Origin of the sequence: Burkholderia sp. BCC1972 (assembly GCF_905339605.1) — a bacterium.
Lineage (GTDB): Bacteria > Pseudomonadota > Gammaproteobacteria > Burkholderiales > Burkholderiaceae > Burkholderia.
The window spans coordinates 411291-423673 of sequence record NZ_CAJPGH010000003.1 but is presented as its reverse complement, the minus strand read 5'-3'; the positions used below and the strand labels follow the sequence as shown (position 1 = coordinate 423673).

Annotated in this window: 12 protein-coding genes; 3 read left to right on the top strand and 9 right to left on the bottom strand. The window is 65.2% G+C overall.

From position 1 onward, the window contains the following. From U5798_RS07575 to U5798_RS07545, 7 genes are all read right to left on the bottom strand, one after another. Positions 1–1803: ESPR-type extended signal peptide-containing protein (locus tag U5798_RS07575; RefSeq protein WP_322081686.1), on the bottom strand; the 1803-nt coding region annotated here is incomplete at its 3' end. A gap of 18 nt (positions 1804–1821) precedes the next feature. Continuing rightward, complete coding sequence (locus U5798_RS07570) at positions 1822–2382, bottom strand: tetratricopeptide repeat protein (RefSeq protein ID WP_322081685.1); 561 nt, start codon at positions 2380–2382, stop codon at positions 1822–1824. A gap of 839 nt (positions 2383–3221) precedes the next feature. Next, on the bottom strand, positions 3222–4658 hold the full coding sequence (locus U5798_RS07565; RefSeq protein ID WP_322081684.1) for an efflux transporter outer membrane subunit: 1437 nt from the start codon (positions 4656–4658) through the stop codon (positions 3222–3224). A 17-nt stretch (positions 4659–4675) separates the two neighbouring features. Next, the gene (locus U5798_RS07560; RefSeq protein ID WP_322081683.1) at positions 4676–6250 is read right to left on the bottom strand and encodes a DHA2 family efflux MFS transporter permease subunit; all 1575 of its coding nucleotides are present in this window, start codon (positions 6248–6250) and stop codon (positions 4676–4678) included. 13 nt (positions 6251–6263) lie between these two features. Further along, positions 6264–7358 (bottom strand): HlyD family secretion protein, encoded by a 1095-nt coding sequence (locus tag U5798_RS07555; RefSeq protein ID WP_322081682.1) that lies wholly within the window; start codon positions 7356–7358, stop codon positions 6264–6266. 64 nt (positions 7359–7422) lie between these two features. After that, positions 7423–7854, bottom strand: a complete 432-nt coding sequence (locus tag U5798_RS07550) for a MarR family winged helix-turn-helix transcriptional regulator (RefSeq protein WP_124446299.1) — start codon at positions 7852–7854, stop codon at positions 7423–7425. Positions 7855–7935: 81 nt separating this feature from the next. After that, positions 7936–8856 (bottom strand): LysR family transcriptional regulator, encoded by a 921-nt coding sequence (locus tag U5798_RS07545; RefSeq protein WP_124446301.1) that lies wholly within the window; start codon positions 8854–8856, stop codon positions 7936–7938. A 91-nt stretch (positions 8857–8947) separates the two neighbouring features. Between U5798_RS07545 and U5798_RS07540 the strand changes: the two genes are divergently transcribed. From U5798_RS07540 to U5798_RS07530, 3 genes are all read left to right on the top strand, one after another. Next, positions 8948–9376, top strand: a complete 429-nt coding sequence (locus tag U5798_RS07540; RefSeq protein WP_322081681.1) for a MarR family winged helix-turn-helix transcriptional regulator — start codon at positions 8948–8950, stop codon at positions 9374–9376. A 173-nt stretch (positions 9377–9549) separates the two neighbouring features. Next, positions 9550–10797: an aconitase X gene (locus U5798_RS07535; RefSeq protein ID WP_322081680.1), complete on the top strand. Its 1248-nt coding sequence runs from the start codon at positions 9550–9552 to the stop codon at positions 10795–10797. Then, positions 10790–11239, top strand: coding sequence for an aconitase X swivel domain-containing protein (locus tag U5798_RS07530; RefSeq protein ID WP_322081679.1), 450 nt, complete (start codon positions 10790–10792; stop codon positions 11237–11239). The genes U5798_RS07535 and U5798_RS07530 overlap by 8 nt, the downstream gene beginning before the upstream one ends. Positions 11240–11260: 21 nt before the next feature. Here U5798_RS07530 and U5798_RS07525 read toward each other — a convergent pair whose 3' ends face one another. Both U5798_RS07525 and U5798_RS07520 read right to left on the bottom strand, forming a co-directional pair. After that, positions 11261–11863: a hypothetical protein gene (locus tag U5798_RS07525; protein WP_322081678.1), complete on the bottom strand. Its 603-nt coding sequence runs from the start codon at positions 11861–11863 to the stop codon at positions 11261–11263. After that, positions 11860–12321, bottom strand: coding sequence for a hypothetical protein (locus U5798_RS07520; protein ID WP_260434765.1), 462 nt, complete (start codon positions 12319–12321; stop codon positions 11860–11862). Before U5798_RS07520 ends, U5798_RS07525 begins: the two co-directional genes overlap by 4 nt. Between the last annotated feature and the right edge of the window lie 62 nt (positions 12322–12383).

Sequence of the window (12383 nt, the reverse complement as noted above, 5' to 3'; positions counted from 1 at the left end):
TGCCGTGCTGATCCCCGTCGAGGTCGAAGTCGACAGGCTTGCCACGTTGCTGTTCGTGATGTTCAGGCCCGTCGACAACGAGGTCACACCGCTTTGCGCAGTGCTGATGCCGGCCGCAGCCGAAGTCGACAGACTTGCCACGTTGCTGTTGGTCGTATTCAGGCCGGTCGACAGCGAGCTCACGCCGCTCTGTGCCGTACTGATCCCCGTCGAGGTCGAAGTCGACAGGTTCGTCACGTTGCTGTTGGTAGCAGTCAGGCCCGTCGACAGGGAGGTCACACCGCTTTGTGCCGTACTGATCCCCGTCGAGGTCGAAGTCGACAGGCTTGCCACGTTGCTGTCGATGGTGTTCAGGCCCGTCGACAACGAGGTCACGCCGCTTTGTGCCGTGCTGATACCGGCCGCAGCCGAAGTCGACAGGCTGGTCACGTTGCTGTTCGTTGTGCTCAGGCCTGTCGACAGCGAGTTCACGCCGCTTTGCGCCGTGCTGATCCCCGTCGAGGTCGAAGTCGACAGGCTGGTCACCTTTCCGTTCGTGGTGCTCAACCCCGTCGACAGCGAGTTCACGCCGCTTTGCGCCGTGCTGATCCCCGTCGAGGTCGAAGTCGACAGGCTCGTCACGTTGCTGTTGGTCGTGCTCAACCCCGTCGACAGTGAGTTCACGCCGCTTTGCGCCGTGCTGATACCGGCCGCAGCCGAAGTCGACAGGCTCGTCACGTTGCCGTTCGCCGTACTCAACCCCGTCGACAGCGAGTTCACGCCGCTCTGCGCCGTGCTGATTCCCACCGCAGCCGAAGTCGACAGGTTCGTCACGTTGCTGTTCGCCGTACTCAACCCCGTCGACAGCGAGTTCACGCCGCTCTGCGCCGTACTGATCCCCGTCGAGGTCGAAGTCGACAGGCTCGTCACGTTGCCGTTCGTCGTGCTCAACCCCGTCGACAGTGAGTTCACGCCGCTTTGCGCCGTGCTGATGCCCGCCGCAGCCGAGGTCGACAAGCTCGTCACGTTGCTGTTCGCCGTACTCAACCCCGTCGACAGCGAGTTCACGCCACTTTGCGCCGTGCTGAGGCCGGTCGAAGCCGACGTCGACAAGCTGAAAAGCTGCGAGCCGTTAACCGCATCCGTTGACGTCGATGTCACGGTCCCGGCCGTAACATTGATGATCTTGCGCGTTGCCAGCGTACCGCTGCCAGCGCCCACGCTCACCACGTTACTCTGCCCCCCGTCGGTGCTACCGTAACCCAAGGCAACGCTGTTTGACCCAGTGGCCGTCACACTGCCGCCGATTGCCACCGAGTTTTGCCCAGCGCCGGTCGCACCGTAGCCGATCGCGACGGTGTTGGACGCACTGACTCCAGCACCTGCATTCACGCCCAACGCCACGTTTCCGTTTCCGGTCAAGTTCTGCCCGGCGCCCGCTCCAATGGCCGTGTTGTAGTCCCCCGCGAGACCGTTCCCCGAATTGGCCCCGACTGCCGTGTTGTAACCGGCGCTGACTACGCTACTGCCTTGTCCGCTGTGATATCCGTAGAACGTGCTGTTGCTCCCGCTTGCCCCAACGCCGTTGCTCACACCACTTCCACAAATGTTGCTGTTGCTGCCGTTTTGGCAGGTGCCGTCCGCCCACCCCACCTGCGACAAAGACATGCACGCACCAGCCACCAACGCCGCAGCCGCCGCCGCACGCACCCGCCGCACCGCCCGGGTTCGCCCGCCTGACTTCCCCTGTCCGGCCACGCACTCCGCGACAGCAATCATCTGATTCAGCCGCTTGCTGAAAATGCACTTGTAGATCTTGTTCATGTTGTCCCCCAGTTCTCATCAGCGCCAGTTCGCGGAGAGCGCTTGCAGACAGGTTCCCCAGTCCGCGCGCGCTTCGTGCCTGTATGTCACGACATCGGGATACCAGGCGGTGTCGCCAAACCACCGCCAATCGGCATGCTTTTGCAAAAGCACATGTGTCTTCAGTCCAAGCGCACCCGCAAGATTGGCGCTCGATGTACACACCGACGCGATTTCATCCAGACACTGCATTGCCGCTGCAGTCCGGCTGAAGTCGGTCAAGAAATGAGAAAGATCGGTAACGGGAAAATCGGGCACGCCGGCGAGAACCGCGCGATGTTCGGCGGGCATCAGCGAATAGAAGTGCACACAGCCAATGACTTTCAGATGCGCAACGGCCAGGTTGTAGCGAATCTGCGGATCATGAGGCGCGAGCGCGGCGGCCCGCGTGAGTTCCTCGAGTGCGTCGCGTGGTCGGCCACCTTGGTTCAATGCCACGCCCAGGAGCAGACGCAGGAAGCCGCAGCTCTGATAGACAGAGATGGCCTGCCTCGCGCACTCGGCACTTTGCTCGAAGTGCCCGTCATTCAAAAGTTGCAACGCTCGCTGCGATAGTGCCGCGGTGCGCGTTGACCGGCCGGGCTCGACCTCCGCTGTCGCACCAGAAGGAAGTGGCAATACGCCGGTGATGCATGCCAGCCTTGAGGGTGGCGAATGCAAGTCTTTTCTGCATTTCATACGTCCCCCCGAACACGTCGTGAAGCGAGTTCTCACCGCGCGCGTGAGCGCGGCTCAATCAACGTGTGCGGAGGGGTGATACGAGAAGGCAGCCGCAAGGCAGCCATAGCGTACTTGGACATGATTTCCCCGATCTGCGTTTTGGTCGTTCGTTGCCTGCACTGGGCTCTACGGCCGTGCGGCTTGGATGTGTGCGAAACACGTGAGCAAGGAGTGGACCAGCACGCGGTGGCTCAATGACCACGAGGCCGAGCGATCGACAGGCGATGTGAGACAACGTTCGGACCCCAGCGTTGTTTCAGTTCTGAAACGCCAGAAGGACGCACCGATTCGCCAAGTCCCGCGCGCAGCAAGGAAACACACGTACGGCGCGGCTTTGCGTCGACGGCAGGCATGGGATTCCTGCGTACCCCGTTGCTGTGATTTATCTAGGAATGTTTCAATCGTGCAACCTGCGGCCGGGAACGATGCCGTGTGGGGTAATCGTCCTGTCCGGGCATGTGTGTGACCCGCCCGGGGGAATTTTCGGACCGGTTGAAACCGAGAGAATGGCTTCCAATGGAGAAAAGGAAGTCATGAAGAAGAGCCGATTTGCCGAGGAACAGATGGTCGCCATGAATGTGCTCGGCCCGATCCTCATCGGGCGGCTGGCGAGCGGCGCGCCGGCAAGTGTCGAAGCCGGCGCCGTATCGTGATTCCGCTCAGTTCTTCGCCACGGCCTCCACCTCCGGCCCGCCCGCCGCGTCATTCCGGCTCCACCCACCCCCAAGCGACCGATACAGCGCCACCGCCGCCAGCGCATGCTCGCGCTTGACCTGATTGAGCGAATCCGAATCCCGCAGATACACTTCCTGCGCCGACAGCACATCCAGAAAATCGGTCGCGCCGCCCTTGTAGAGCTGGTTCGCCAATCCGAGCGCCTTGTCCGACGCGGAAAGTGCGCTACCCAGCTTCCGCGTCGCCTCATCGGAGCTGACGAGATTCGCGCGCGCGTCCTCGACTTCCCGCAGCGCCTGCAGCATCGTCTGCCGCAACCCGAGTTCCGACTCGCGCATCCGGCTTTCGCTCTGCGAGATATCCGCCGTAATCCGCCCCGCATTGAAGATCGGACTCGTCGCGCTCAACGCCGCGCTGAACAGGTTATCGGTCAACGTCGGCAAGCCGAGATACGACGCCGCCAGAATCCCGTCCGTCAGGTTCAACGAGAACTTCGGATACCGCTCGGCCCTCGCCACGCCCACTTGCGCCGCACGCCGCTCGACTTGAGCGTAGGCAGTCAGCACATCGGGCCGCCGCAGCAACGCCTGCGAAGGCAACGTCCCCGGCGCGCCGACCGGCGGTGCGGGAATCTCGCCAGCCTGCGCCAACACGAGCCGATCGACCGATTCCGGCGTGCGCCCCGAATACACGGCAATCAGATTGAGCTGATGCGAGATCTGCGCCTGCGTCGGCGGAATCCGTGCTTCGAGCGCATCGAGCTGGTTCTGCGCACGGGTCACGTCGAGCTCAGTCGACAACCCGAACGCCTGCCGCTTGCGCGTGAGCTCGAGCGCATGCTGCCGGATCTTCACGTTGTCCTGCAGGATCTTCAATTCCTGCTGCGCCCAGCGCAGATCGACATACGCGGATGCCGCATCGGCCGCGAGCGCGAGCCGCATCGCATCTTCCGCATGCTTCTGTCCGACAAGCTCCGCCTGAGCGGCCAGCAGATCGAGCCGTTCACCGCCGAACACATCGGGCGACCAGCTGAGCGCGAGCCCGGCGCCAGCCTGCCGCACATAACCGAGCGGCGGCGGCGTGTTCTGCCGCGCGTCGGCCGCATGCGCGGTCGCGTCGAGTTCGGGCAGCAGCACCGCGCGCTTCTGGACGGTCAGCGCCTGCGCCTGCTTCACGCGTTCGGCGGCGGCCTGCAGATCGAGGTTGCCGTCGAGCACGGTCGCGATCAACTGGTCGAGCACGGGGTCGTGGAATTGCGCCCACCACGCGGCCGAGTCGATGCCCGCGCGCGGCACGTCGGTATCCCAGGCAGCAGGTGCGAGCGTTTGAACGGATTCGTTCAGCGCCGGATGCTGCGCGGGCTGCACCGCGCACCCGGCGGCGAATGCACTGACAGCCAGCGCGAGAAGTAGCTTTTTCATGATGAAGGACCTTGACCTCAGTGCGCGTCCGGCGGCGGCGCGTTGAACGTAATGGGTTTGGAAAACACGACGGCAAGCAGCGCGACGACGAAGCACAGCGACAGCGCGTAATACGCGTCGGCATAAGTGAGCGTCAGCGCTTCGCGATAGATCAGCCGATGCAGGTTCGCGAGCCCGGCCTGCGCGGTATTCAGCGTGTTGCCGGCCACCGAGCCCCAGTAGGCGGCCTGGCGATCGAGCAGCGACGCGACCTGCGGTTCGCCGGCGCTCACGTGCTCGTTCAGCCGCAGGTAGTGGAAATTCAGCCGGTCGTTGAGCATCGTCGCGCTTACCGCGATGCCGATCGCCCCGCCGAGGTTGCGCATCAGGTTGAACAACCCGCTCGCCGATTTCAGCCGCGACTGCGGCAGCGAGCCGAGCGCCATCGTCACGATCGGCGGCACGCTGAATTGCTGGCCGATGCCGCGCAGTGCCTGCGGCAGCAGCAGTTCGCGCCAGCCCCAGTCATGCGTGATCGGCGTGTACAGATAGCAGCCGAGGCCGAAGCAGATCAGCCCGAACACGAGCAGCGCACGCAGGCTGAAGTAGCGCGCGGCGAATGCATACGCACAGAGCGCGATCAACTGGAACGCCCCGACCGACAGCAGCGCGATACCGATCTGCAGCGAGCTGAACGCCCGCACCTGCGCGAGAAACAGCGGCGTGAGGAACACGGTCACGAAGATCCCGATGCCGGTCACGAACGACAGCAGGCTGCCGATTCCGAAGTTGCGCACGGCGAGCGCGCGCAGGTCGACGATCGGATCCTTCGCGGTCAGCGCATGCACGATGAACAGGAAGCCACAGATGCCGGAGATCCACGCGCAAATCACGATTGCATCGTCGCCGAACCAGTTCTTGCGCGGGCCTTCCTCGAGCACGTATTCGAGGCAGCCGAGGAAACCCGACATCAGCACGATGCCGAGATAGTCGCCGCGCTTGATGAGGCTGAGATCGGGCTCGTCGATATGCACGTAGCGCGGCACGAGCGCGGCCACCGCGATGCCCGGCACGAGGTTCAGGTAGAACAGCCAGTGCCACGACCATTGGTCGGTGATCCAGCCGCCGATCACGGGGCCGATCGCCGGCGCGAGCGACGCGAGCGCGCCGATCGTCGTCGACGCGATCAGCCGCTGCTTGCCGGGAAACAGCACGAACGCGGTAGTGAACACGGTCGGGATCATCGCGGCGCCGAGCGCGCCCTGCAGCCCGCGAAACAGGATCATCGAGTTGATGTCCCACGCGAGCCCGCACAGCATGCTCGTGATCGTGAAGCCGACGGCCGACGCGACGAACAGCCAGCGCGTCGACATCACCTTCGACAGCCAGCCCGACATCGGGATCACGATGATCTCGGCGATCAGGTAGGCCGTCTGCACCCACGACAGCTCGTCCTGGCTCGCGGACAGCCCGCCGCCGATGTCGCGCAGCGACGACGCGACGATCTGGATGTCGAGCGTCGCCATGAAGAAGCCGACGCACATCAGCGCGAACGCGAACACGCGCTGCCGGGTCGGTTGCGACGCGGGGTCGCCGGAAAACGCGGTGGTCATCGTCGGCTCCCGCTCAGTTCTTGTGATCGGTATGCACGGTCACGACCGCGGACAGGCCGGGGCGCAGCACGTGCTCGGTGCCGGGCTGCGGATCGAGATGCACACGCACGGGCACGCGCTGGACGATCTTCGTGAAGTTGCCGGTCGCGTTCTCGGGCGGCAGCACGCTGAAGGTCGCGCCGGTCGCGGGCGCCAGGCTGTCGACGCGGCCGTGCAGTTTCGTGCTCGACGCATCGAGCGACACGTCGACGCGATCGCCCGCATGCATCTTGCGCAACTGGTCTTCCTTGAAGTTCGCATCGATCCACAGCCCGGAGGCCGGCACGACCGTCAGCAGCGGCACGCCGACGTTCGCGAGCATGCCGACGCGGCCCGTGCGGTTGCCGACGTAGCCGTCGACCGGCGAGCGGATCGTCGTGTATTCGACGTTGAGCGCCGCGACGCGCTGCGCGGCCAGCGCGGTGTTCACGCGGGCCTGCGCATCGGCGAGCTGCGCGCCGAGCACGTCGAGTTGCCGCTTCGCTGCAAGCAGCGCGGCGTCGCTGCGTTCGACGGCCGCGCCGGCCTTCGAATAGTCGGCGTCCGCGCGCTCGACGATCTGGTTCGACACGGCGTCGGATTTGACGAGCTCGCGGTAGCGCACGCGGTCCGATGCGGCGCGCGTCAGTTCGGCCGACGATGCGTTCTTGTCCGCCGCATGCTGGCCGATCACCGCGAACTGCAGTTGCTGCTTCGCTTCGAGTTCGGTCACGGCGGAGCGCGCGCTGTCGACTTCGGCGGTCGCCTGTGCGAGCTTCGCGTCGTAGTCGCGCGCATCGAGCTGCACGAGCACGTCGCCGGCCTTCACGCGCTGGTTGTCGGTGACGAGAATCCTGTCGACGAAGCCGTTGACCTTCGGCGCGAGCACCGTCACGTCGCCGCCGACATACGCATCGTCGGTGCTCTCCTGGAAGCGCAGCACGAACAGCCAGTCGAGCATGGCCGCGGCCACGACGACGACGGTGACGCCTACCGCGATGCGCATCCACGGCACGCGCCGCTGCTGCTTCGCGGGCCGCTCGGTTGTGGCTGCTTCGCGTGACGAGGCAGCGTCTTGGGTCGTATCCATCAATTCACCTATGTATATGCACTTATCAAAACGATCGACGGCATCGCGTCGATCGGGGAAGGGGCTAGCGTTCCGGCAGGTTGTGCGTGATCCGGAACAGTTCGTCTCTGAGGCGGGCCGCCTGCGCAGGCCCGAAGCGCCGCTCGAACGCTTCCTGCGCGGCGAGCCATTGCACGTGCGCGTCGGCGACCTTCGTTTCGCCGTGCGCGGTCAGCGCGAACGTCTGGCCGCGGCACGGCGGTTCGGTCCGGCCCGTCACCAGCGCCGCGCCGACGAGCGGCTTGAGCGCGCGCAGCAGCGCGGTGCGTTCGATCACCAGCACGTTCGACAGCGTCGCCATCGTCAGGCCCGGCCGCTCGCGCAGCAGCGCGAGGATGCTGTACTGCGACGGCGTCACGCCCGCCTGCGACAGATAACGTTCGTAGAACTGCGAGATGCGGCGCGCGGCTTGCCGGACCGCAAAGCAATCGTCGTCGGTGAGGGTGATCTTGTGCATGTGCACATGTTAGGGCGCAGGGCGCCGCGAAGCGATGGGCGGGGCAGGATCAGATTGGTGTCGTGGCTGTACCAATCGCCGTCAGGCGGCGGCCGGGACGATCCAGCCTTCGCGGTCGCAATAGGCGGCCGTGTAGTCGATGAACGCCTTGACCTTCGCGGGCAGCAGCAGGCGGTTCGCGTACGCGAGCTTGATCTCGACGGACGCGTCGACGAGGTCGGCGTCGGCCAGCAGCTGCACGAGCGCGCCAGACGCGAGTTCGGTCTCGACGAGCGTTTTCGGGACGACGCCGATGCCGAAGCCGTGCATCGCCATTTCGCGGTTGAAGACGGGACTGTTCGACGAGACGTCGAAGCGGAACGGCACGGTCAGCAGGTCGCCGTCGACGCGGAACGTCAGCGCGGGCCGGCGTAGCGACGGCGACATCGGCACGAACAGATGATCGGCGAGATCGGCCGGCGTTTCGGGGCGCGCATGTTCGCGCAGGTAGGCCGGCGTTGCGACGATCACGACCGGAATGCGCTCGACCAGCCGCACGACGGTCGATTCGCTCGTCAGCATGTACGGCACGACGATGCCGATGTCGTAGCCTTCGCCGACGAAATCGACCGGGCGCTCGGTCAGCGTGACGTCGAGGCGCACCTTCGGATGCGCGCTCTTGAAGCCGGCGATCAGCGGCACGAGCCGGTTCAGCGCGGCCGTCGTGTGCGCGACGAGGCGCAGCAGGCCTTCGGGCTCGCGCGTTTGCGTCTGGGCTTCGACTTCGAGCGCGTCGAGTTCGTCGAGCACGGCCGCGCAGCGTTCGTAGATGCGCTCGGCCGTTTCGGTCAGCGACACCTGGCGCGTGGTCCGGTGCAGCAGCCGGCTGCCGAAGCGTGCCTCCAGGTCCGCGACCGCCCGCGACACGACCGGCCGCGCGAGGCCGTGCATGTCGGCGGCGCGCGTGAAGCTGCGCATCTCCACCACCGACCGGAAGATCCGCAGCTTGTCGATGTAGTCCATGTCCGTCTCCTTGACGCGATGGCCGGCCGCGAGCCGTGTTACGGCGGAGTGTACATTGACTTTATGCATATGCACATATAAATTGACGAACATGAACGACACCTCGATTGCCCAAGCGTGCCACTGCCTCGCGCTGCGTCAGGCGGCGCGCTTCGTCACGCAACTGTATGAGCGGCATCTGGCCCCGGTCGGCGTCACGCCCGCGCAGTTCTCGATCATGGCGAATCTCACGCGCCAGCCCGGCCTCCTGATGAGCGAGCTTGCCGACATGCTCGTGATGGACCGCACGACCTTGCTGCGCGCGCTGAAGCCGCTGCAGCGCGATGGTTTCGTCGCGACGGCCGCGTCCGAGCACGATGCGCGCGCGCATGCGCTGCACCTGACGAAGCTCGGCGAGCGCACGTTCGCGCAGGCGAAGGTGGCGTGGCAGGCGGCGCAGGACGAATACGAGACGCAGTTCGGCAGCAATCGTGCGAAGGCGTTGCGCGGTGAGCTGTTCAGCCTGACCGCCGAACGCTAGGCGAACTGGAGCGGAATTCGAGCCATTGGCCAGGTTGCAGGCCTTCGATGGCTTGAATTGGTTTTCGAACTGTCCGGATCGACGATAATCTGGACAGTTTTTACTTCCAGTTGTAGAGTCCTCTGACGGATTTCACGGGCCGGCGGCGCCGCCCGAGTCACGAGGAGCAACCGATGCTGCAGTTGAGTGACCGCGACGACGCGATGTTGCGCGGGGATTTCGGCGATGGCGTCGCGCGCGCGATGCGGATCGTCGCGCGTACGGCGCAGGTGATGTCCGCGCCGCACCTGATCGACATCACGTCGGCTCATATCGACGGCTGCTTGTATCACGGCCAGACGAGCCTCGACTTCGTCGAGTATTTCGTCGACACCGGCGCGCAGGTCGCGGTGCCGACCACCCTGAACGTCGGGTCGCTCGACCTGATCCATCCCGAGCTGTACCACGGCGATCGCACGATCCAGCGCGATGCGCAGCGCCTGATGGACGCGCACCTGCAGCTCGGCTGCGAATCGAGCTTCACGTGCGCGCCGTATCAGCTGAAGAAACGTCCCGCGAAAGGCGAGCAGATCGCGTGGGCGGAATCGAATGCGATCGTGTTCGCGAACTCGGTGCTCGGCGCGCGTACGAGCCGGTATGGCGACTTTCTCGACCTGGCTGCCGCGATCACCGGGCGCGCGCCGTATGCGGGGCTGCATGTCGAAGCGAACCGCGCCGCGCGGATCGTGTTCAACGCGCCGGACTTCAGCCGCCTGGCATCGCGCGACATCTATTTCGCGGCACTCGGCCTGCTGATCGGCAGGATCGCGGGCGCGGTCGTGCCGGCGATCGTCGGGCTGCCGGCGGACACCACCGAAGACGAACTCAAGGCGCTCGGCGCGGCGGCCGCATCGAGCGGGGCCGTTGCGCTGTTTCATGCGGTAGGCATCACACCGGAGGCGCCGACGCTCGACGCCGCGTTGCGTGGAGGCGCGGCGCAACGCACGGTCGACGTCGCGATGGCCGATCTCGACGAGATTCGCCGCACGCTGAACCACGGTGCGGCAGGCGACGCACTCGTCGCGGTAGCGCTCGGCACGCCGCATTTCTCGCTGGCCGAATTCCGCACGCTCGACACGTTGCTCGACGCATTCGACGGCAAGCCGGCCTGCGATTTCTACGTGAACACGAGCCGCTTCATCCTGTGGGAGCTGGAGGAAGCGGGCCTCGCTGGAAAATTCGCCGCGCGCGGCATCCAGATCGTCGTCGATACCTGTACGTACATCACGCCGGTGATGAAGCAGTTGTCGGGGCTGGTCATGACCAATTCGGGAAAGTGGGCGTCGTATGCGCCCGCGAACATCGGCGTGACGGTCGCGTACGGCAGCATGCGCGAATGCGTGCGGTCGGCGTATGAAGGCAAGGTGCGATTCGATGACTGAAGCGACGGGCAGGCAATTGACGGGCGACACGCTCGTGCCGGGCAGCGCGTGCGCGCGCGCGTTCGTCCTCGACAAGCCGCTCAGCTTCTGGGGCGGCTACGACTCGGGCGCGGGCAGGATCGTCGATCGCGGGCATCCGCAGGCCGGCGCGAGCCTCGCCGGCAAGGTGATGGTGATGCCGCACGCGAAGGGCTCGAGTTCGAGCAGCAGTGTGCTCGCGGAAGCCGTGCGCAACGGCACGGGGCCGGTCGCGATCGTGCTGAAGGAGCGCGACCTGATCATCTCGATCGGCGCGATCGTGGCGGCCGAGCTGTATGCGATCGCGGTGCCGGTGGTGTGCGTGAGCGATGACGTGTACGACACGATCGTCGCCGCGACGGGGGACGTGCGGATCGAGGCGGGCGAGGGGGATGGCGGCGCGCGGATCTGCGTCGACCTCTGACGCGTCGTGCGCCGGATCGTCTCAGATGAAGCGAATGTGCGGCGTTGCTTCGGTCGAGAGCGACAGGGCGCGCCGGGCAGCATTCATCTCGCGCTTGCCGCCTGGCTGCCTGAGCCGGCGGATCTCGGGCCACAAGATCGCGCCGAACACCGTGCGCAGGATCGTGCTCAGCAGGAGGAGGGCGATCGCGGCGCCGCCGAACCATGTGGCTATTTCCAGCACGCTGTCCGTGCTGCGTTCCATCGCGGACACGAGGCAGGCGGTGGTGGCCATGGCGACCAGCATGCCGATCGTGACGACAACATCCATGCGGGCAGCCGCGACTTTCGCGGGGCGAACGAGATACACCGAGCCGTCGGTTGCGTTGCGGATAGCGTAGATGGCGCGGCGATCACGACCTTGCGTGTAGGCGACGGTCAACCGGTCGCCCGCGACGATGAACACGCTTTGCGTGCTGTTCGTCCTGAGCGTGAGCGGTACGTCGACCGTGTCGAGCTGGAGCGCAATTTCCTCGATGCTTTGCTTGGTCGTGCCGAGATTGTTGCTCCAGACCTCGGTACGGATCGTTGTCTGGCTGACCGACGTCACGCAGCCGGACACAATCTGCATGGTGTGATCGTTCATCCGTTGCTCCGTTCGACTGTGAAGCCGGCCGGTTCGCCTTGCCACTTTTCCTGGGCTTCGCGCCGCTGGGGCCGGAAGGCCAGCTCGCAGAGGCCGGCGATCGCGAGCAGGGTGCCCAGCAGACTGATGATGCCCACGACCAAGGTCACCGCGCCGACGAACGCCCAGCCCGATTTGAAGACGGCGCCGTCGATCAGCAGGCTCAGCATGAAGATGCATGACGCCCACGTGAGCAGCGACAGGTTGCTGCTCTTCTGCCCGAGCGCATCGTAAGGAGCGATTGCCAGATCGTTGCTCCTGATCCACGCGATCTGGTGCCGGCCGCGATCGTCGAAGGTGCACGCGCGCACGGTCATCCCGGGCTTCAATCGACCGATCTGCTTGAATGCCTCTGCGTCGATATCGTCGGCGGCGATGAAGTAGCACGTGCCCTGCATCGTCAGGCGATAAAGCGGCACCTTCTTGGTCTCGGACGCGACACGAATGAGGTTGGTGTCGATACGGTCGATCGTCGATTCGA